The 20460-nt window shown below is 69.6% G+C and carries 13 protein-coding genes and 7 pseudogenes; 8 read left to right on the top strand and 12 right to left on the bottom strand.

Going from position 1 to position 20460, the window contains the following annotated elements; genetic code table 11:
• Position 1 precedes the first annotated feature (1 nt).
• The 8 genes and pseudogenes from L2X98_RS03955 to L2X98_RS03985 form a co-directional block, all read right to left on the bottom strand.
• Positions 2–1312: pseudogene (locus tag L2X98_RS03955) on the bottom strand (thymidine phosphorylase).
• 167 nt (positions 1313–1479) lie between these two features.
• Positions 1480–1882: pseudogene (locus L2X98_RS03960) on the bottom strand (cytidine deaminase).
• A 36-nt stretch (positions 1883–1918) separates the two neighbouring features.
• A pseudogene (locus L2X98_RS03965) lies at positions 1919–3186 on the bottom strand (ABC transporter permease).
• 5 nt (positions 3187–3191) lie between these two features.
• Positions 3192–4548: pseudogene (locus tag L2X98_RS03970) on the bottom strand (ABC transporter permease).
• Positions 4545–5507 (bottom strand): ATP-binding cassette domain-containing protein, encoded by a 963-nt coding sequence (locus tag L2X98_RS20010; protein ID WP_354002996.1) that lies wholly within the window; start codon positions 5505–5507, stop codon positions 4545–4547. Before L2X98_RS20010 ends, L2X98_RS03970 begins: the two are co-directional and overlap by 4 nt.
• A gap of 109 nt (positions 5508–5616) precedes the next feature.
• Positions 5617–5987, bottom strand: a pseudogene (locus tag L2X98_RS20015) (ATP-binding cassette domain-containing protein); the annotation flags it as partial.
• Positions 5988–6152: 165 nt separating this feature from the next.
• Positions 6153–7302: pseudogene (locus L2X98_RS03980) on the bottom strand (BMP family lipoprotein).
• 126 nt (positions 7303–7428) lie between these two features.
• Positions 7429–8545 (bottom strand): annotated as a pseudogene (locus L2X98_RS03985) (mannose-1-phosphate guanylyltransferase).
• 188 nt (positions 8546–8733) lie between these two features.
• Here L2X98_RS03985 and sdhC point away from each other — a divergent pair.
• The 7 genes from sdhC (at position 8734) to L2X98_RS04020 (ending at position 14415) form a co-directional block, all read left to right on the top strand.
• Positions 8734–9168, top strand: coding sequence for a succinate dehydrogenase, cytochrome b556 subunit (sdhC, locus tag L2X98_RS03990; RefSeq protein WP_259612392.1), 435 nt, complete (start codon positions 8734–8736; stop codon positions 9166–9168).
• 1 nt (position 9169) lies between these two features.
• Positions 9170–9613, top strand: coding sequence for a succinate dehydrogenase hydrophobic membrane anchor subunit (locus L2X98_RS03995; RefSeq protein WP_259612393.1), 444 nt, complete (start codon positions 9170–9172; stop codon positions 9611–9613).
• 40 nt (positions 9614–9653) lie between these two features.
• Positions 9654–11459: a succinate dehydrogenase flavoprotein subunit gene (gene sdhA, locus L2X98_RS04000; protein WP_259612394.1), complete on the top strand. Its 1806-nt coding sequence runs from the start codon at positions 9654–9656 to the stop codon at positions 11457–11459.
• On the top strand, positions 11459–12229 hold the full coding sequence (locus tag L2X98_RS04005; protein ID WP_259612395.1) for a succinate dehydrogenase iron-sulfur subunit: 771 nt from the start codon (positions 11459–11461) through the stop codon (positions 12227–12229). The genes sdhA and L2X98_RS04005 overlap by 1 nt, the downstream gene beginning before the upstream one ends.
• A gap of 162 nt (positions 12230–12391) precedes the next feature.
• Positions 12392–12637: a hypothetical protein gene (locus tag L2X98_RS04010; RefSeq protein ID WP_259612396.1), complete on the top strand. Its 246-nt coding sequence runs from the start codon at positions 12392–12394 to the stop codon at positions 12635–12637.
• The gene (locus L2X98_RS04015) at positions 12634–13521 is read left to right on the top strand and encodes a YihY/virulence factor BrkB family protein (protein ID WP_259612397.1); all 888 of its coding nucleotides are present in this window, start codon (positions 12634–12636) and stop codon (positions 13519–13521) included. Before L2X98_RS04010 ends, L2X98_RS04015 begins: the two co-directional genes overlap by 4 nt.
• A gap of 21 nt (positions 13522–13542) precedes the next feature.
• Positions 13543–14415, top strand: a complete 873-nt coding sequence (locus L2X98_RS04020; protein WP_435526246.1) for an exodeoxyribonuclease III — start codon at positions 13543–13545, stop codon at positions 14413–14415.
• A gap of 50 nt (positions 14416–14465) precedes the next feature.
• Here the strand turns inward: L2X98_RS04020 and L2X98_RS04025 are convergent, their stop codons facing one another.
• Genes L2X98_RS04025 through L2X98_RS04035 form a run of 3 tightly spaced genes read right to left on the bottom strand, consistent with a single transcriptional unit; the run spans position 14466 to position 18410 of the window.
• On the bottom strand, positions 14466–14708 hold the full coding sequence (locus L2X98_RS04025) for a hypothetical protein (protein ID WP_259612399.1): 243 nt from the start codon (positions 14706–14708) through the stop codon (positions 14466–14468).
• A gap of 17 nt (positions 14709–14725) precedes the next feature.
• A complete protein-coding gene (locus L2X98_RS04030; RefSeq protein ID WP_259612400.1) occupies positions 14726–17596 on the bottom strand; it encodes an FtsX-like permease family protein in 2871 nt (956 codons plus the stop codon).
• A 55-nt stretch (positions 17597–17651) separates the two neighbouring features.
• The gene (locus tag L2X98_RS04035; RefSeq protein ID WP_259612401.1) at positions 17652–18410 is read right to left on the bottom strand and encodes an ABC transporter ATP-binding protein; all 759 of its coding nucleotides are present in this window, start codon (positions 18408–18410) and stop codon (positions 17652–17654) included.
• Between the two features lie 137 nt (positions 18411–18547).
• Here L2X98_RS04035 and L2X98_RS04040 point away from each other — a divergent pair, with 137 nt between their 5' ends.
• Entirely contained in the window at positions 18548–19198 is a 651-nt protein-coding gene (locus tag L2X98_RS04040) for a TetR/AcrR family transcriptional regulator (RefSeq protein ID WP_259612402.1), read from the top strand.
• Positions 19199–19215: 17 nt separating this feature from the next.
• On the opposite strand, the gene L2X98_RS04045 is transcribed toward L2X98_RS04040, so the two are convergent.
• Positions 19216–20313 carry an FAD-binding domain gene (locus L2X98_RS04045; protein WP_259613184.1) on the bottom strand — a complete coding sequence of 366 codons (1098 nt, stop codon included), beginning with the start codon at positions 20311–20313 and terminating at the stop codon, positions 19216–19218.
• Positions 20314–20460 lie beyond the last annotated feature (147 nt).

Genomic DNA, 20460 nt, shown 5'->3' on the forward strand with positions numbered 1-20460 from the left:
GTCACGCCGTGATGCGCTCGATGACGATCGGGCGGTGTGCGGGCGATGTCGCCGCAGCCTGCTCGGCGGTGCCGGGGGTGATGTCCCAGGCGCCCTCGAGCGACTGCAGAGCGCGCGGGATGCGCGCCGCATCGTCGGCGCCGAGCGTGAACAACGGCTGACCGGCCGCCACGATATCACCCGGTTTGACGTGCAGGTCGATCCCGGCCGCATGCACCACCGGATCCTGCGGTCGGGCGCGCCCGGCCCCCAGCCGCCAGGCGGCCACACCGAAGTCCCAGGCATCCAGCCGGCTCACGACTCCCGCGGCGTCCGCGGTGACGGTCTGCGTTTCTTGCGGGTGGGCAGCGCGCCATCCGGATCGCCGTCCTGTGCGCGGATCATCCGCCGCCAGACATCCATGGCCCGGCCGTCCCGCAGGGCGGCCTCGACGTCGGCGTCCGGCTGCCCGGCCAGGGCGAGCATCTCGCGGGCGAGAGTGACGGTGAGCTCGACGACATCCGCCGGTCCGCCGCCCGCCAGCACCTCGACCGACTCGCGCACTTCGTTGGCGTTGCCGATCGCGCGGCCCAGCGGCGTGTCCATGTCGGTGATCAGCGCGGTGGTGGCCACCCCCGAGTCGGTGCCGAGCGCGACCATCGTCTGAGCGAGCTCCCGGGCCTTCGCGAGGTCGTGCATGAACGCGCCGGAGCCGACCTTGACGTCGAGCACGAGCGATTCGGTGCCCTCGGCGATCTTCTTCGACATGATGCTGGACGCGATCAGCGGCACCGCCTCAACCGTGCCGGTCACATCCCGCAGCGCGTACAGGCGCTTGTCGGCGGGTGCCAGGCCCGAGCCGGCGGCGCAGATCACGGCGCCGATCTCGCGCAGCTGCGCGCGCATCTCGTCGTTCGACAGCGCCGCGCGCCAGCCGGGGATCGACTCGAGCTTGTCCAGGGTGCCGCCGGTATGTCCGAGCCCGCGACCGGACAGCTTGCGGCACGGCGACGCCGAAAGAGGCGACCAGCGGTGCCAGCGGCAGGGTGATCTTGTCGCCCACGCCCCCGGTGGAGTGCTTGTCGACGGTGCGCTTGCCCAGACCGGCGAAGCTCATCCGCTCGCCCGAGGCGATCATCGCCTCGGTGAGCACCCGGATCTCGTCCCGCTCCATGCCGTTCAGCAGGACCGCCATCGCGAACGCCGCCATCTGGGCGTCGGTGACGTACTCGCGGGTATAGGCGTCGACCAGCCATCGCAGCGCGTCCGGGTCGATCCCCGTCTTGTCGCGCTGGGCGCGGATGATGTCGACGGCGTCGAAGAGCTCGGTCATCGCCTCTCCCCCGTCGTTCCGTCTCGCCGGCGCTCGCTCAACGACCCGCCTCCCGATGACTCTCCCCCGTCGTTCCGTCTCGCCGGCGCTCGCTCAACGACCCGCCTCCCGACCCCGCGTGGTCGTTTCGTCTCGCCGGCGCTCGCTCAACGACCTGCCCTCCGCGCTCAACGGCCGGCCCTCTCCAGGTCGCGCGGGCCGAACGCGTCCGGCAGGACCTCGTCGATGGTGCGGATGCCCGAGACGGTGTCCAGCAGCATCCCGGGAATCGCATGCTCGAACGGCAAGCTGCCGGCACCGGCCGCACGGCATGATCGTCTCGCCGTCGCCGTTCACGCAGACGAACGCGACCAGCTGGCCGCCGCCGGACATGTGCAGATCCGAGACGAGCCCGCATTCTGCGCAGAGGGTGACCCCGTACGACGCGTTCTCGACATCGCAGCCCTGGATGAGTCGGCCGTCCGTGACCAGTGCCGCGGCGCCCACGCGGTATCGCGAGTACGGCGCGTACGCGCGCTCGGACGCCTCGCGCGCGGCCGTGTGCAGCGCGTCCCAGTCGATGTCGGTCACGTTCTGCTCCTCGGGTGGCGGATGCCGCGCCCGCGGCTATCCCTTGACATACGGTTTGCCGTCGGCGGCCGGGGCGGTGATCTTGCCGGCGAACCCCGCGACCGCCAGGATCGTCACGATGTAGGGCAGCATCAGCATGAACTCGCTGGGGATCGGCGTCTTCAGCACGGTCAGCAGGTTCTGCAGGTTCGTGGCGAACCCGAACAGCAGCGCGGCCAGGGTGGCCTTGATCGGATCCCAGCCGCCGAAGATCACGGCGGCCAACGCGATGAAGCCGAGGCCGGCGGTCATGTCCTTGGTGAAGTGCGGCACCGAGACCAAGGTGAAGTACGCGCCGCCGATGCCGGCGATCGCGCCGGCCAGCAGCACGTTCCAGAAACGGGTGGGGTTCACCTTGATGCCGACGGTGTCGGCCGCCTGCGGGTGTTCGCCGACCGCGCGCAGGCGCAGTCCCCAGCGGGTGCGGTACAGCCCCCAGGCGACGACGGCGACCACGATGTACATCAGGTACACGATGAAGGGCTGATTGAAGAACACCGGACCGATGACCGGGATGTCGCCGACCAGCGGGATCTTCCACTTGGGGAACGTCGCGGCGCTGTTCAGAGTCTGCTGGTTCGGGGCCAGCAGGGCGCCGTACAGGAACCCGGTCAGTCCCGAGACGAGGACGTTGAGCACGACGCCGACGATGATCTGGTCGACGAGGTACTTGATCGCGAACGCCGCGAGGATGAACGCGACGAACACGCCGCCGAACATGGCGCCCAGCAGTCCGACGAAGGGGTTGCCGGTCATGCTCGACAGCAGCACGGCGCTGAACGCGCCCAGGCAAGCCTGCCCTCGATGGCGATGTTCACCACGCCGCCACGTTCGCCGATCACGCCCGCCAGCGCGCCGTAGACCAGCGGCACCGACAGCGACAGCGCACCGGCGAGCGTGCCCGCGACGGGGACGACTCCTCCGTCCTGGGCCGCCCAGGTCAGGAACCCGAACATGCCCAGCACGGCATACACGATCGGCAGCCAGAGCCCGGTGCGGCGGTAGCCGACGGCATCCCACCAGCTCCACGCGGTCAGGACGACGAGGATGACCCAGCTGATCCACACCGTGAGGGCGGACGGCACCGAGATGTCGGCGATCGAGAACGAGACGCCGTCCCCGATCCGGAACAGGCTCTGGCCGGTGACCGGCGAGAGCAGGAACAGCAGTCCCAGCAGCACGGTCACGAGCGTGAGGGTGATCGGCAGCTTGAGATTCCGGATGCGCACCACGCCCAGTTCGAGCGGCGGAACCGCGGCGGTCATCGCGGTCATGAGGCCACCGCCTTCGTCTGGGCCGCCGCCCGTTTGCGGGCGCGCCGGGCGCGTGCTCGCGGCGGGAGTTCGGAGTCGTCCTTCGGCAGGAAGAAGATGGCCCGCACCAGCGGCGGGGCGGCGATGAACAGCACGATCATCGACTCGACGACCAGCACGATGTCGACCGGGATGCCCTCGGCCGCCTGCATGGTGAACGATCCCGCCTTCAGCGCGCCGAACAGCAGTCCGGCCCAGAACGTGCCCCAGGCACGGCTGCGACCGAGCAGCGCCACGGTGATGGCGTCGAAGCCGATGCCGGCGTCGATGCCGCCATCGAAGCCGCTGGTGACCGACCCGAGGATCTGGTTCATGCCGGCCAGACCCGCCAGCCCACCGGCCAGGAGCATGGCGTACACGTACATCCGCGGCACGCTGATGCCGGCCGCACGGGCGGCGTGCGGGTTCTCGCCGACCGCCCGCAGCCGGAACCCGAGGCTGGAGTGCTCGATGAGCCACCAGACGATCAGGGTCGCCAGGATGACCACCGGGAAGCCCCAGTTCAGCAGCGGGAACTGCGGTCCGAGCAGCGATGGGAACTGCGCCGATTCGGGCGTGGCGGCCGAGATCGGCTGGTTCTGCCCCGGCTTGCGCAGCAGGCCCGGGGTGCGCACCAGCCAGCTGACCAGGTACAGCGCCACGAAGTTGAGCATGATCGTGAGGATCACCTCGTGCGCGCCGGTGCGCGCCTTCAGCAGGCCGGCGATGCCGCCCCAGAGGGCGCCGCCGACGATGCCGGCCACCAGCGTCAGAGGCAGGTGGAGCCACATCGGCAGGTCGAGGTTGAACGTCACCAGCGCGGCGACCGCGCAGGCGATGAGCATCTGGCCGCGCGCGCCGATGTTGAACAGGCCCGCACGGAAGGCGAGCGCGACGCCGAGGCCGGCCGCGATCAGCGGCGCAAGCGAAGCCGAGGGTGTTCGTCAGCGGCCGGATGAACTTGATGAACGAGTTCGCCCCGGGGTTGACCACGGCGCCCTGGAACAGGGCGTAGTACGCGCCCGAGACCGACTGCCAGATCGCGACGAACGTGTCGCCGGGGCGGGAGAAGAAGTAGCCGGACGCCTTCTGCACGTTCTCGTCGGTGACGGCGATGAGGATCCCGCCGACGACCATCGCCGCCACGATGGCGAGGATGGTGGTCACCACTGATCCGCGCAGGATCTCGCGGATCAGCTGGTTCGAGCGCGGCGCGGGCGGGACCTCCTGCGGACCGGGTGCGGACTGTCCGGTGAGCGGTCCGGATGCCGTGGGCAGCTGTTCGGGGGGCAGGCCGACGTTCTCGGGTCCTGCGCCGGGGACTCGGTCGCTCATGCGGCGTCCTCCGTCGGGGTCTCGCCGGCCATCATCAGGCCCAGCACGTCGCGCGGGGTGTCGGCCGGGACGATCCCGACGATGCCGCCGCGGTACATCACCGCGATCCGGTCGGCGAGGGCGGCGACCTCGTCGAGCTCGGTGGACACGACGACCACCGGGACACCGGCATCCCGCGTCGCGACGATGCGCTTGTGGATGAATTCGATCGAGCCGACGTCGACGCCGCGGGTGGGCTGGGTGGCCAGCAGCAGCTTGAGGTCGCGGCTGAGCTCGCGGGCGATCACGACCTTCTGCTGGTTTCCGCCGGACAGCGATCCGGCCGGGCTCGCCGGCCCCTGGGTGCGGATGTCGAACTCGGCGATCTTGTCGCGGGCGAACGTGTCCAGATCGCCGCGGCGGATCGTGGCGAAGGACTGGAAGGCACGGTCGCCGCTGCGGTCGAGGATCAGGTTCTCGGCCACCGAGAACGTGCCGACCAGGCCGTCCTCCTGCCGGTCCTCGGGCACGAACCCGACGCCCTCGTCGAGCACCTCGCGCACGCTCTGACCAACCAGCTCGGTGCCGTCGAGCACGATCGAGCCCTCGACGCGCTCCTGGAGGCCGACGATGGCCTCGCTCAGCTCGGTCTGGCCGTTGCCCTGGACGCCGGCGATGGCCAGCACCTCGCCCGGACGCACGTCGAAGTCGACGCCGTCGACCACCACGGTGCCGTCGGCGCTGAGCACGCGCAGGCCCCGCACCTCGAGCCCCCCGGTGCCGATCTTCGGCGGATCCTTGTGCACGGTCAGCTCGACCGCCCGGCCGACCATCATCGAGGCCAGTTCGGTGTTGCTGGCGGTCGGACTGGCCTCGCCGATGACCTTGCCGAGCCGGATGACGGTGATCCGGTCGGCGACCTCGCGCACCTCGCGCAGCTTGTGCGTGATGAACACGATGGCCGTGCCCTCGTCGCGCAAGCTGGCGCATGATCCGCATGAACTCGTCGGTCTCCTGCGGGGTCAGCACCGCGGTCGGCTCGTCGAAGATGAGGATCTTCGCGTCGCGGGCGAGCGCCTTGACGATCTCGACGCGCTGCGCACGCCCACCGGAAGGTTCTCCACGAGCGCGTCCGGGTCGATGTGGAAGCCGAAGCGGTCGGACACCTCGCGCACGCGGCGGCGGGCAGCGGCGAGGTCGAGGATGCCGGGACCCTTCGTGTCCTCGTTGCCCAGCATCAGGTTCTCGGCGACCGTGAACACCGGGATGAGCATGAAGTGCTGGTGCACCATCCCGATCCCGGCGGCGATGGCGTCGCGCGGTCCGGTGAAGTGCTGCGGCACACCGTCGAGGAGGATCTCGCCCTCCTCGGCCTGGTACAGCCCGTACAGCACGTTCATCAGCGTCGATTTGCCGGCGCCGTTCTCACCGAGGAGCGCATGGATCTCTCCGCTGCGCAAGCTCGAGATCGATGTGATCGTTGGCCACCAGGCTTCCGAAGCGCTTCGTCACGCCTCGCAGCTCGAGCTTCATACTGTGCACCCTATCCGCATTGCCGGTCCCCACGAAGGAGGGCGGCCGGGCCGGATGCGAGGCATCCGATCCGACCGCCCGCGCCCATTCGACTACTTGGGCGAGTTCACCGAGGTGACCTTGAGGTCACCCGAGATGATCTGCTTCTTCAGCTCGTCCAGCTTGTCGGTCAGGCCGCTGGGCAGCTTGCTCTCGAAGTCGTGGAAGCTGGACAGGCCCACGCCGCCGTTCTCCAGGGTGCCGATGTAGGGCGCCACGTCGAACTTGCCGGTCGCCGCGGACTGCACGGTGTCGTACACGGCCTGGTTGATCTGCTTCATCACCGAGACCAGGGTGATGTCCGCCACCGACGGGTCGGCGACGGCCAGGTCGGAGTCGACGCCCATCATCATGGTGTCCTTGCCGCTGTCCTTGATCGCCGCTGCGGCGCTCTGATAGATCGGGCCGCCGACCGGCAGGATCACGTCGACGCCCTGGTCGAGGATGCCCTTCGCGGTCTGCTTGGCGGTGTCGTTGGCGGCGAAGCCGCCCGTGAACGAGCCCTTCTGCGAGTCGACGTCCCAGCCGTAGGTGGCGACCTTGGCGCTGTTGTCGTCGTTGAACTTCTTGACGCCGTCGATGAAGCCGTCCATGAAGATCGAGACCGACGGGATCTGCAGGCCGCCGAACGTGCCCACCTTGTCGACGCCGTCCTGGTGCGAGACCGCGGCGGCCGCGTAGCCGCCGAGGTAGGCCGCTTCGACCGTGTTGAACAGGATCGGCTTGATGTTCGGGGCGTCGGGCTTGCCGTCCGGGATGTCCTTGCCGTCCTTGTCCTTGGCACCCGTGTTGTCGGCGCCGTCGTCGATGATGGCGTAGTTGATGTCGGGGTTGGCCAGGGCCGACTTGACCGTGTCAGCCGACAGCTTGAAGCCGACCGAGATGATCAGCGTGCAGTTCTGACCGACGAGGCTCTCGAGGTTGGGGGCGAAGTCGCTCGCCGAGTCCGACTCGACGTCGACGGACGTGACGCCGAGCTCCTTGGCGGCCTTGTCGATGCCTTCCTTGGCCGACTGGTTGAACGAGCGGTCGTTCCAGCCGCCGTCGTCCGAGACGATGCAGGGCTTGAAGCCGGCGACGGCGGTCTGGCCGCCCTCGGTCGGGGTGTTGGCCTCGGGTGCCGTGCCGCAAGCCGGCGAGCGCGAGGAGCAGGCCGGCGGCGGCGGTGACGCCGACGAGCTTGCGAGCAGAAGAGATGGTCAACTCGACCTCCACAGAACGGGCCGCAGGGTTACGGCGATTCTTCACAAGTTACCCAGTGTGACACTCGAATTGCGCATTCCGCCCCCGTGCGCGGGTGAATGGTTATCAACCCGCAACGATCGGCGGCTAGAGCACGTCGCCGCGACCGGTGAGCTTGAGCGCGTCCACGACGCCCTTGACCCGCTTGCGCGTTCTCGCTGGTGGTCACCAGCAGCGCATCCGGGGTGTCCACGACGATGATGTCCTTCACGCCGATCAGCGAGATCACCCGCGTGGTCTGGCTGACCACGATGCCGCTGGCCGCGTCCGAGAGCACCCGCGCGTTCGGACCGAGGATCGCCAGATCGTTCTTGCGCCCGTGCGAGTTGAGCTTGGCGAGGCTGGCGAAATCTCCGACGTCGTCCCAGTCGAAGTGCCCGGGGATCACCGCGAGCCGGCCGCGCTCGGCGGCGGGCTCGGCCACCGAGTAGTCGATCGCGATCTTCTCCAGCGTCGGCCACACCCGGTCCACCACCGGACCCCGGGCATCCCGGTCGTCCCACGCCTCGGCGAGATCCATCAGCCCGGCGTACAGCTGCGGTCGGCTCTCGGCGATCTCGCCGAGCAGCACGTCGGCGCGGGAGATGAACATGCCCGCGTTCCACAGGTACGAGCGATCCGCGAAGTACTGCTGCGCGGTCTCGAGATCCGGCTTCTCCACGAACCGCTCCACCAGAGCCGCCTCAGGGGCGCCGTCGACGAGGAGCTCATCGGCCTTCTTGATGTAGCCGAATCCGATCGAGGCCTCGGTGGGCGGGATGCCGATGGTGCAGATGTATCCCTCGCGGGCGACCTGGATCGCCTGGCGCACCGCCCAGTCGAACAGATGCGGCACCGCGATCACGTGGTCCGCGGCGAACGAGCCGACGATGACGTCCGGCTCACGCCGGGACAGCACCGCCGCGGCCAGGCCGATCGCGGCCGTCGAGTCGCGCGGCTCGGATTCCAGGAGCACGTTGCGGTCGGCGATCGCCGGCAGCTCCTTCTCCACCGCGGCGCGGTGGGCGCGACCGGTCACCACCGCGATCCGGTCCGGTCCGGTCAGCGGCTCCAGCCGATCCCAGGTGTCGCGGAGCAGGGTGTGCCCGGAGCCGGTCAGGTCGTGCAGGAACTTCGGCGCGTCGGCACGGGAGAGCGGCCACAGCCGACTGCCGATGCCACCGGCAGGGATGATCGCATAGAAGTCGGAGATGGGATCGGCCATGCCCCCAGGGTATCCGCGGCCAGTCCCCCGACACAGCCCGCGGTGCACCCGTCCGGTTAGGGCCGCCTAAATCGCCCGACCCACAGCGGGGGAATAGGATGGGGACGCGCCTGCGTGACGCCGAGGCCTTCCGGCCCCGAAGGGGCATCGACCCGCCCCACCTCGAGTTCGACCCAAGGAGGACGGACGTGTCTGCACCAGCACGCGTCACACCGACGGTGGCCGAGACGACATCCCGAACACCGCGGGGAACGCTGTACCGCGGTCGCGAGGGCATGTGGTCTTGGGTGCTGCATCGCATCACCGGCATCGGGATCTTCTTCTTCCTGCTGGTGCACGTGCTGGACACGGCGCTGATCCGGGTCGCCCCGGACGCATACGACGCCGTGATCGGGACCTACAAGAACCCGATCATGGGCGTGGGCGAGATCATCCTGGTCGCCGCCATCGCCTACCACGCGTACAACGGACTGCGGATCATCATCGTCGACTTCTCCGCCAAGGGCGCGAAGTACCAGCGCCAGCTGTGGTGGGGCGTGCTGGGCCTGTGGTTCATCACCATGGCCGGATTCGTCCCGCGCCAGCTCATGGTCATCGTCGCCGAGATCACCGGGGGGCACTGACATGACCAGCGACACCATCGCCGATCCGCGCACTCCGCTCGCGCCGCGCCGCAAGGGCCTCAACCTCGAGAAGTGGGGCTGGGCGTACATGCGCGTCTCGGGCGTGCTGCTGGTGGTGCTGATCTTCGGCCACCTGTTCGTGAACCTCGTCATGGGCGAGGGCGTGCGTCAGATCGACTTCGCCTTCGTCGTGGGCAAGTACGCCACGCCGTTCTGGCAGTGGTGGGACGTGCTGATGCTCTGGCTCGGCCTGATCCACGGCACGAACGGCATGCGCACGATCGTGAACGACTACGTCACGCACAACGGCACCCGCCGCGTGCTCATCTGGGCGCTGTGGATCGTCGCGGGGCTGCTGATCCTGCTGGGGACCCTCGTGGTCTTCACCTTCGACCCCTGCATCCCGCCGGTGCCCAGCTCGCTGGCCGGCATCTGCCCCGCCTGACCCGCACGAACGGCCCGAGAGAAACGAAGGCAGCCCACACGTGAGTACCTCCACATCCGGCGACGTCGTCAAGGACGGCGTGCACTACCACCAGTTCGACATCGTCATCGTCGGCGCCGGCGGCGGCGGCATGCGAGCGGCGATCGAAGCCGGCCCCAACGCCAACGTGGCGGTCATCTCCAAGCTGTACCCCACCCGGTCGCACACCGGCGCGGCGCAGGGCGGCATGGCGGCGGCCCTGTCCAACGTCGAGGAGGACAACTGGGAGTGGCACACCTACGACACCGTCAAGGGCGGTGACTACCTGGTCGACCAGGACGCGGCCGAGATCCTGGCCAAGGAGGCCATCGACGCCGTCATCGACCTGGAGAACATGGGCCTGCCGTTCAACCGCACGCCCGAGGGCAAGATCGACCAGCGCCGGTTCGGCGGGCACACCCGCGACCACGGCAAGGCGGCGGTCCGCCGCGCCTGCTACGCGGCCGACCGCACCGGCCACATGATCCTGCAGACGCTGTACCAGAACTGCGTGCGGCTGGGCATCAACTTCTTCAACGAGTTCTACGTGCTCGATCTGATCACCGTGGACGATGCCGACGGCAGCACCCAGATCGCGGGAGTGGTCGCATACGAGCTGGCCACCGGCGAGCTGCACGTGTTCCAGTCGAAGGCGATCATCTTCGCCACCGGCGGGTTCGGCAAGATCTTCAAGACCACCTCCAACGCGCACACGCTCACCGGCGACGGCGTCGGCATCATCTGGCGCAAGAAGCTGCCGCTGGAGGACATGGAGTTCTTCCAGTTCCACCCGACCGGCCTGTACGGCCTCGGCATCCTGCTCACCGAAGGCGCCCGCGGCGAAGGCGCGATCCTGCGCAACGCGTCGGGTGAGCGCTTCATGGAGCGCTACGCCCCCACCATCAAGGACCTCGCACCCCGCGACATCGTCGCCCGCAGCATGGTCCAGGAAGTGCTGGACGGCCGCGGTGCGGGCCCGCACAAGGACTACGTCTACCTGGACTGCACGCATCTGGGCGCCGAGGTGCTCGAGACCAAGCTGCCGGACATCACCGAGTTCGCCCGCACCTACCTGGGCGTGGACCCCGTGGTCGAGCCGGTGCCGGTCATGCCCACCGCGCACTACGCGATGGGCGGCATCCCGACCAACAACGACGCCGAGGTGCTGCGCACCAACACCGACGTCGTGCCCGGGCTGTATGCGGCCGGCGAGTGCGCGTGCGTGTCGGTGCACGGATCGAATCGCCTGGGCACCAACTCGCTGCTGGACATCAACGTGTTCGGCAAGCGCGCGGGCAACAACGCGGTCGAGTACGTCAAGACGGCCGAGTTCGTGCCGCTGCCGGAGGACCCGGCCGCCGAGGTGCGCACGCTGATCGAGACGCTGCGCGACAACTCGGGCACCGAGCGGGTCGCCGCGCTGCGCAAGACGCTGCAGAACGACATGGACCTGAAGGCCCAGGTGTTCCGCACCGAGGAGTCGCTGACCGAGGTGCTGGGCACGATCGAGGAGCTGCGCGAGCGGTACAAGAACATCCACGTCGACGACAAGGGCAAGCGGTACAACACCGATCTGCTCGAGGCCGTCGAGCTGGGCTTCCTCCTGGACATCGCCGAGGTCGTCGTCTACGCCGCCCGCAACCGCAAGGAGAGCCGCGGCGGCCACATGCGCGACGACTACCCGAAGCGCGACGACGACACCTACATGAAGCACACGATGGCGTACCTGACCGGTGACCCGCACTCCTCGGACGCCACCGACCACATCACGCTGGACTGGAAACCCGTGGTCATCACGCGCTACCAGCCGATGGAGAGGAAGTACTGATGTCCGCCGCAGTCGTCGAGTCGGAACAGCCGGCACCGGCCGGCGAGGCGCCGATCCAGTCCTTCCTGGTCACGTTCATCATCCGGCGGTTCGATCCCGAGGTGGATGCCGAACCCCGCTGGGTGGACTACGACGTGGAGATGTACCCGACCGAGCGCGTGCTGGACGCCCTGCACAAGATCAAGTGGGAGCAGGACGGGTCGCTCACCTTCCGTCGGTCGTGCGCGCACGGCATCTGCGGTTCGGACGCGATGCGCATCAACGGCCGCAACCGGCTCGCCTGCAAGACGCTGATCAAGGACCTGGACATCTCCCAGCCGATCTACGTCGAGGCGATCAAGGGCCTGCCGCTGGAGAAGGACCTGATCGTGGACATGGACCCGTTCCTGGACGCGTACAAGGCGGTCCAGCCGTTCCTGGTCGCCCACTCCGCACCGCAGCCGGGTCGCGAGCGGCTGCAGTCCGCCGAGGACCGCGCCCGCTTCGACGACACCACCAAGTGCATCCTGTGCGCGGCGTGCACCTCGTCCTGCCCGGTGTTCTGGACCGACGGCCAGTACTTCGGCCCGGCGGCCATCGTCAACGCGCACCGGTTCATCTTCGACTCGCGCGACGACGCCGCCGACGTGCGCCTGGACATCCTCAACGACAAGGAGGGCGTGTGGCGGTGCCGCACGACCTTCAACTGCACCGAGGCGTGCCCCCGCGGCATCCAGGTCACCCGTGCAATCGCCGAGGTCAAGCAGGCCGTCCTGCGCGGCGGGCGCTGATCCTCATCCCCTCTGTGCGAGCGCTCGGCGGTTTCCGCCGGGCGCTCGCTAATGTGTGAGCTGTGAGTCAGACGCGTGCACGGGCGATGGCGGCAGACGCCCGCAAGCGGGCGCTGCTGGAACCTGGCACGCCCGACGAAGAGACGTTGCGCAAGCGGTGGGATGCCGCAAGCCGCAGCGTTGCGGGAGCGGTTCGACGATCCGCTGACCCGTGCATCCGAGATCACCCGACGCACGCTGGCGTGGTTCCCCATCCGGGTATGGCGGCATTTCCTGCGCAACAACGGATTCCTGCTGGCGGCGAGCATCAGCTACCAGTCTCTGTTCGCGATCTTCGCGGTCGTGTACGTGGCGTTCGCGGCGGTCGGGATCTGGGTCGGGGCAAGCCCGCGGCCGTCGACCGGATGATCCACCTCGTCAACAGCTATATTCCGAACCTGATCAGTCCCCCGCAGGACGGCGGGCTCATCTCGCCGGACGCTGTGACGGAGGTCACCCGCAACGCGAGCGGTGTTCTGGCGATCACCGGCGCCGTCGCCGTGGTCGTCGCGATCTGGACGGCGATCGGATTCGTCACGTTCACCCGTCGCGCGGTGCGCGACATCTTCGGGCTGCCGTTCGACCCGCGCAGCTACGTGTTCCTGAAGGCGCGTGACTTCGTCGCCGGCGCCATGTTCGGTCTCGCGCTGATCGTCGGCGCGGTGGTCGGCAGCATCGCCAGTGGCGCACTGGACGCGCTGCGGCTGGTGGGACTGGACGAGCGGTCCCTGTGGATTCAGGTCGCGGTCGAGCTGCTGTCGGGAGTCATCGGGTTCATCATCACCGGGGCGGCGCTGGCCGGACTCTTCCGCTTCCTGACCGGCACGTCGCTTCCCTGGCGACGCATCTGGCCCGGGGCGATGCTCGGCGGCGCGGCGATCGCCGTCCTTCAGCTGGGGGTCGGCCTCCTGTTCGCCTACACACCGTCGAACCCCCTGCTGACGACGTTCTCGGTCATCATCGCCCTTCTGCTGTGGTTCCGCCTGATCGGCATCGTGATCCTCGTCGCCGCGTCGTGGATCGCCGTCTCCGCGACGGATCGCGACATCCCGCTCGCGACTCCGAGCGAGGCCGACCGGGCCCTGGCCGAGCATGAAGCGCAGCTGCTGGCCGCGCATGTACGACTGCGTGATGCTCGCTCCGCGCAGGATTCGGCGCCGTGGTGGCATCGCCGGCGCGCAGCCCGCGATGTGCGCGAAGCGGAAGACGAGCTCGCCGAGATCGAGTCGTCCGCACCTCCGCCCGCTCGCTGAGCGTTGTCGCACGTCGCGGTTATGGTGGAACGCGTGCCTGCACTCGAACGTGTCCCCGATTCCCTCCGCATCGCCTCCATCAACGTCAACGGCATCCGCGCCGCCGTGCGCAACGGGATGCTCGACTGGCTCGAGTCCGCCGACATCGACATCATGGCCCTGCAGGAGGTGCGCGCCACGGCCGAGCAGCTGCACGCGGTGCTCCCCGGCTGGGAGATCGTGAACGACGAGGCGGTCGCCAAGGGGCGCGCGGGCGTGGCGGTGGTCTCGCGCGTGGCACCGCAGGCGGTGCGCACCGAGCTGGGCGACGACAGCATCGACTCGGCCGGTCGCTGGCTCGAGACCGACTTCGACCTCGGCGGCAGCACCCTGACCCTCGTCAGCGCGTATGTGCACAGCGGCGCGGTCGGGACCCCGAAGCAGGACGCGAAGTGGGTCTTCCTGGACGCGATGGAGCAGCGGATGCCGCAGCTGGCCGCCGACGGCGCGCTGGCGCTGATCATGGGCGACCTGAACGTCGGGCACCGCGAACTGGACATCCGCAATTGGCGCGGGAACGTGAAGAACGCAGGCTTCCTGCCGCGCGAGCGGGCGTACTTCGACCGGTTCCTCGGCGAGGCCGGTGCCCCCGTCGACGGCGTGGACGGATCCACCGGCACGGGCCTGGGCTGGGTCGACGTCGGCCGCCGGTTCCACGGCGAGGTCGACGGCCCGTACACCTGGTGGTCGAGCCGGGGCAAGGCGTTCGACAATGACACCGGGTGGCGCATCGACTACCACCTCGCCACCCCCGCGCTGGCCGAGCGGGTGCGCGGCTACTGGATCGGGCGCGCCGCATCCTGGGACACCCGGTGGAGCGACCACGCCCCCGTCGTGGCGGAGTACGCGGTCTGATCCCGCCGAGGCACGCGGCCGTGGTTCCTCCCCGCTCCGGCGTGCGGGAGTCAGGGCTGGAAGGCGCGCCGCATCATGTCGATCAGCGCATGCACGGCGTCCGCGAGGTCCCGTTCGCCGGATCGGCGCGTGATCAGCCACGTGTCCATCGCCTGCCCCATACCCAGGGCGAGGGCGATCAGCAGCTCGTCGGGCAGGTCGGTGCGCACAGCGCCGATCCGCTGCCCCGCCGCCACGGCCTCCATCAGCCACGGGAGGGTCGCCTGCTCGGCCTCCTCCTCCGCGGCGCGCATCGACGGAGCGGGGCCGGTCAGCCAGTCGCGCGCAGCGCACCGGTCGCGGGAACCTCCTCCAGCAGTCGCATCAGCCGCAGGTAGTACTCCTCGAGGCGGCCCCAGAACGCGTCCGCATCCGACCCGGCGAACGTCGGCGCGGGGCCGCCGTCGTGCACCAGCCGCTCCACCTGTCGACGGATGACGTCGGCGTACAGATCCTCCTTGCCGTCGAAGTAGTAGTAGAGCGACCCCTTGGACAGCTCCGCCGCGGCGATGATCCGGTTCAGCGACGCCCCGCCGAACCCGTGCGCGGCGAATTCGCGCAAGCGCAGCATCCATGATCGTGTCCTGCCGGTCGGCGGGCAGTCGCTGGAAGCGGGGGCGGGCCATGTCCACCATTCAACCGCGATCCGCCGCCGGACAGGCGGAAGGACGCCCTTCTGACCGGGTGCGTCGGGGTGGTCTACTGTCGCGAGCCGATCTCGGCGATGGGCGCGCTGCGCATCGCCGTCCGCGTCGCGATCGCGAGCGATATCAGCCCGATCACGCTCAGCGAGCCGACGATGGCCACACTCTCCACGAGCGAGATGTCCGGCAGAGGCCGACCCGCGATTCCGAAGCTGATGCCGATCAGCGGCGGCACCGCGATGAGCACCCCGAGCACCGCCGCCAGCACCACGACCATCACGGACTCCGTGCGCATCATCGCCCGCACCTGACGCCGGGTCGCCCCGACCAGCTTGCATCAGCGCGAATTCACGCCGCCGCTCCCCCGTCGCCATCACCAGGGTGTTCACCACCGCGATGGCGATGTAGCCGAGGATGACCGCGAGCGCGATCAGGTTGACCAGCGAGTTCGCAGCGCGCGCACCGTCGCCCGCCGCGCGCAGTCCGCTGCGGTCCGCGACGGTGAAGCCGGCGGCATCCAGTGCCGTCTGCACGTGCGCCGTCTGCCCCGGCTGCGCGTCGACGAGTGCATAGTCGCTGAGGCCGGTCGTGGTGTGGGCGCGCAGCGCGGCATTGGTCATCGTCACATCGCCGAACCCCAGCCCCCGGGTGTAGATCGCGACGACCTTCGCTGTGACCGCCGACCCGTCGCCGAGACGCCCCTGCACCGTGTCACCGAGACCCACACTCGACGCAAGGGCGGCATCGGAGCTCAAGGCGACGGTGCGCGCACCGGTCAGCGATCCGATCGATCCGGCCACCACGCCCAGATCCATCGTCGCCGACGTCGCGGCCGGATCGATCCCCTGGACCGAGTACTGCTCGGATGTCGGGTCGCCCAGCTGGACGAAGCGGAAGATCATCTCGCTGAGCGCCACGGGGTTCGCGACCGTCACACCCGACGTCCGCGAGATGGCCGCGAGCGCGTCGGCTCCCAGACCGGATCCGCCGCCGGTCACCATCAGATCGGCCGTCACGCCCGCGTGCGACTGGGTGGCGGCCTCGGCCGCGATGATCGACTGCGTGCCGGCTTGCACCAGGCCGAGGCCGATGCCGAGCGCCAAGGGGACGATCGCTGCGACCAGTCGCCGCGAGTTGCTGCGCGCATTCGCGGCCGCGAGGAAGGCGGACGGCGACCTCAGGTGCCGCAGCGGCCCGCCGAAGAGCGTGACGGCACCGCGCACGAGGCGAGGACCGAGCAGGCCGACCGCGACGATGAGCAGCAGCGCGGCCGCGACGGGCCCGGCGACGGCGATGGTGCCGGGGACGAACAGCGGAACGGCGCTGAGGAGCACGCCGATGACGGCGAAGACGACGCCGGTGATCAGGCGACCACGCCCGAGACGGGACGGGGTGGTGGATGCCTCCCGCAACGCTTCGATCGGATTGATGCGCGCCGGGCGCCGAGCCGCGACGGCGGCGGCGAGCTGGGATGCCGCGACCATCACCGCGACGGCGACCAGCGCCGGGAGCGGACCGAACGTGAGGGCGAAGTCCGATGGGATGACGCCCGCCTGCGCGAAGCCGATTCGCATCGCGCCGGCCAGCAGGAACCCCGGGATCACGCCGGCGAGCGCGCCGGCGCCCGCGACGATCAGGACCTCCTGGGCGACGAGTCGATGGATCTGCAGGGGCGTCGACCCGACGGCGCGCATCAGGGCGAAGTCGCGCCGACGGCGCTGGATCGACAGCGAAAGCGTGCCGGCGACCACGAACAGCGCGATGAGGATGGCCGTGCCGGCGAAGGACGAGCCGATCTCCACCAAGGTTGCTCGTGCGGCACCGGCATCCAGGAACTCGGCGGCGCCGCGGTCGTCGCCCGTGTACGTGACGACGTCGGGCACTCGTGCGCGGATCTGGTCGGCCAGTGCGCGCGGTGGGACGCCCGGGCGGGCGAACACGCCGATGATCTGCACGGCCGCGGCGTTGGGCGCCAGTGCCGATGCCGCCGCATCCGTGAGGAAGACGTGCTGGGCGCGCGACGGCTGGTCGCCCGTCGTGGCCGCGGCGATCCCGACCACCCGATAGTCGCGGCCGATGCCGCCATGGGCGAGGACGATCGTCGCCCCGAGCTTCGTGCGCGCCCCCGGCTTGCGGTCGAGGACCACCTCGTCCGCGGCGCGGGGAGCATGCCCCGCGCTGATCCGGTACGGGGTGAGCGCCGCGGCGCTCCAGCCGTGGCCTTCGACCCGAGATCCGGACCAGGTCAGCGGCACGGTCGCGTCCGCGACGACGTGCGCCGTGTCCGGAAGCGACCGAACGGCCGCGACCGCGTCGGCGGGAAGCGGCACGCGCTCGGGAAGCGCGTACGTCGTCCCCTCGGGGGTCCGCCACGACTGCTCGGCCCCCACGATCACGTCGGCGGCGGTGTAGCGCTCCGGGACGACCCCGCCGCGTGCGCCGGACTCGATCAGGACGCCGAGCCCGGTCGCCAGCATCGTCGCGGTGAGAACTGCCACGAAGACGCCGGCGAGTGTCCCTCGCCTTGCCGGATCATCGCCCGGATGAGCGCGTTCACCACGTCCCCCAGGCGGTCATGCGATCGGCGATCTGCTGCGTCGTCGCTCCGACTTCGGAGCCGACGAAGGCGCCGTCGGCGAGGAAGATGACGCGGTCGGCGCGTGCGGCGACGGCCGGGTCGTGCGTGACCATGATGATGGTCTGGTCCAGTTCGCGGGTCATCTGCGCGAGCAGGTCGAGCACCTGTCGGCCGGTCCGCGAGTCGAGTGCGCCGGTCGGCTCGTCGGCGAAGACGGCATCCGGTCGTGTGATCAGCGCACGCGCGATCGCCACCCGCTGCTGCTGGCCGCCGGACAGCTCCGCGGGCCGACGCCGTCGAAGCTCGTCGAGGCCGACGGCGCGGATGATGCGGTCCAGCCAGGCGCGCTCCACGCGCCGGCCGGCCAGCAGCAGCGGCAGCGTCACGTTCTGCTCGACCGTCAGCGCGGGAAGGAGGTTGTAGGCCTGGAAGACGAACCCGACATGCGTGCGCCGGAACTTCGCGAGCCGGTTGGCCCGCATCCGCGAGATGTCGGTGTCGCCGATCCAGACCGAGCCGCTCGTGGGGGTGTCCAGGCCGGCGGCGGTGTGCAGGAAGGTGCTCTTGCCCGAGCCGGACGGTCCCATGATGGCGGTGAACGATCCCCGGTCCAGGACGAGATCGATGCCGCGCAGCGCCACCACCGCCGACGGGCCGCTGCCGTACTGCTTGACGACCGACTCGAGCCGCACGGCGCGGCCGTCGGAATCGGCTCGCGCCGCTGTCACTGTCATGATGACTTCCTTCGTAGCGGTGGTGCGCGGTTGCGCCCACGTAGTCGATCGAGCACCAACATGAGGCACCCCTCCGACTGTCCGGGTCAAACCGGAGGGATGCCTCATGCATTCCCGATCCGAGGTAGATTTGGTCCATGAGCACGGTCGAAGGCACGCAGCGGCCCCGGCGCCGTGATGCGCAGGAGCGCCGAGACCGCCTCCTGGCCGCGGCCCGGCGCGAGTTCGCCGTGTCCGGAGTGGATGCCTCCCTGGAACGGATCGCTCGCGATGCCAGCGTCGCCATCGGGACCCTCTATCGCCACTTCCCGACCCGCCTGGACCTGCTCCTGGCCGCGCTCGAGCCTCGGCTTCGGGAGTTCGTCGACGGGTCCGAGCGGGCGCTGAAGATCGAGGACCCGTGGGAAGGGTTCGCCGCCTATCTGGAGAACCTGTTCCGCGTGCAGGCGGGAGACCGCGGTTTCAACGACTTCCTCTCCCGTCGCTTCCCGGGCAACGCGCACACCGAGCGCATCCACGACGAGATGTGCCGGCAGATCGATGATGTGCTCACGCGAGCCCAGCAGGCAGGCCGGGTGCGTGCCGACCTCAGACGGGCCGACATCGTCACCCTGATCTGGTCGAACGGCCGGATGATCGATGCCACCCGCACCGGAGCGCCCCAGTCCTGGCGGCGTCAGCTCGCTCTCATGCTCGACGCCTATCGGGCCGAGCGGGCCCATCCGCTCCCCGAGCCGCCCCTGTCGGAGGAGCAAGCTGTACGACGCGATGGTACGGCTCAGCACTGAGGGCTGAGCCGCCCGGCTCACGCGGGCGGCGGCGGAAGCTCGATCGGATCGCGCAGGCTCCGGCCCATCACGAGTCCCGCGACCAACGGGATCCCCATGAAGCCGAGCACGGCGTTGCGCAGCATCAGCTGGAGCCGGCTGCGCGGGGCGAAGGCCGATCCCAGCCCGATGGCCGCATCCTGCTTGCCGCGGACGACCGGGGCCAGTCGCCGCTCGGTGGCTGCGAAGGCCGCGGCGTGGTCGCCGTCCGAGCGGGCGAGCTCGGCGGCCAGCACGTACGCCTCGATCATCGCCAGCGCCGATCCCTGCCCGGCCAGCAGCGACGGGCAGGCCGCCGCGTCGCCGATCAGCGCCACCCGGCCGCGGCTCCACGACGGCATCAGAATCTGGCTGGCCCGATCCAGGTAGAACGTGCGGGCGTTCGGCAGCTGGGCAAGGATCGCCGGCACCTCCCAGCCCACGTCGCGCAGCCGCATCCGCAGCAGTTCGTGCTGCGCGGGCAGGTCATCGACCGGCACGGCGCCGTCGTGGCGGAACATGAAGCAGAACATCGTGGTGTCGTCGCGCAGCGCCACCCGCAGCGATTGCACGCCGACTTCGGTGTGCGTGACGGCGGCCAGCTCGTCCCGCGGCCGATAGCCGTGGACGTCGAACACGGCAACGGCGATGCCGAGGTCGCGCTCGTAGTCCTGCTCCGGTCCGAACGCCAGCGTGCGCACCCGGGAATGCAGTCCGTCCGCCCCCACCACGAGGTCGAAATCGCGGGTCCCGCCGCGCTCGAATCGGACGTGGACCCGGTCGCCGTCGTCGTCGAGGGCCTGCACGGTGTCGTCGAAGATGGTCTCCACCTGTCCGTCCAGCGCTTCGTGGATGGCTGACGCGAGGTCCGAGCGCGCGATGCTGACGTAGCGTCCTCCGGCCATGTCCACGAGGCGGAGCGGATCGAAGTGGGCGCGCCGTCTGCCGTCGGCGGAGACTTCGCGCATCTCCTCCATCCGGTAGCCCAGCTCCATCAGCCGGGGGACGATGCCCATCCGCTCGGCGACGTCGAAGCCGGATCCCCAGAAATCGAGCAGATAGCCGCCTTCCCGCGGTCGCGGCGCGCGCTCGAGCAGTGTCGGCTCGTGTCCGGACCTGCGCGAGCCAGTAGGCCAGGGTGGGGCCGGCGATACCCGCTCCGACGATCAGCACCTTCACTCGGATCACCTCTTAGACCAACGGTTCGACCGATGGTCTAAGAGTAGCTCCGCCCGGCGGCGAGC

Source organism: Microbacterium elymi (assembly GCF_021582895.2).
GTDB lineage: Bacteria > Actinomycetota > Actinomycetes > Actinomycetales > Microbacteriaceae > Microbacterium > Microbacterium humicola.

Bases quoted from the DNA above. Each gene is read 5' to 3' on its own strand.
- L2X98_RS03995 (WP_259612393.1), top strand. From the start codon at position 9,170: ATGACCAGCGACACCATCGCCGATCCGCGCACTCCGCTCGCGCCGCGC.
- L2X98_RS04005 (WP_259612395.1), top strand. From the start codon at position 11,459: ATGTCCGCCGCAGTCGTCGAGTCGGAACAGCCGGCACCGGCCGGCGAG.
- L2X98_RS04010 (WP_259612396.1), top strand. From the start codon at position 12,392: ATGCCGCAAGCCGCAGCGTTGCGGGAGCGGTTCGACGATCCGCTGACC.
- L2X98_RS04015 (WP_259612397.1), top strand. From the start codon at position 12,634: ATGATCCACCTCGTCAACAGCTATATTCCGAACCTGATCAGTCCCCCG.
- L2X98_RS04020 (WP_435526246.1), top strand. From the start codon at position 13,543: ATGGTGGAACGCGTGCCTGCACTCGAACGTGTCCCCGATTCCCTCCGC.
- L2X98_RS04025 (WP_259612399.1), bottom strand. From the start codon at position 14,708: ATGCGCGCCGCGGAGGAGGAGGCCGAGCAGGCGACCCTCCCGTGGCTG.
- L2X98_RS04035 (WP_259612401.1), bottom strand. From the start codon at position 18,410: ATGACAGTGACAGCGGCGCGAGCCGATTCCGACGGCCGCGCCGTGCGG.
- L2X98_RS04040 (WP_259612402.1), top strand. From the start codon at position 18,548: ATGAGCACGGTCGAAGGCACGCAGCGGCCCCGGCGCCGTGATGCGCAG.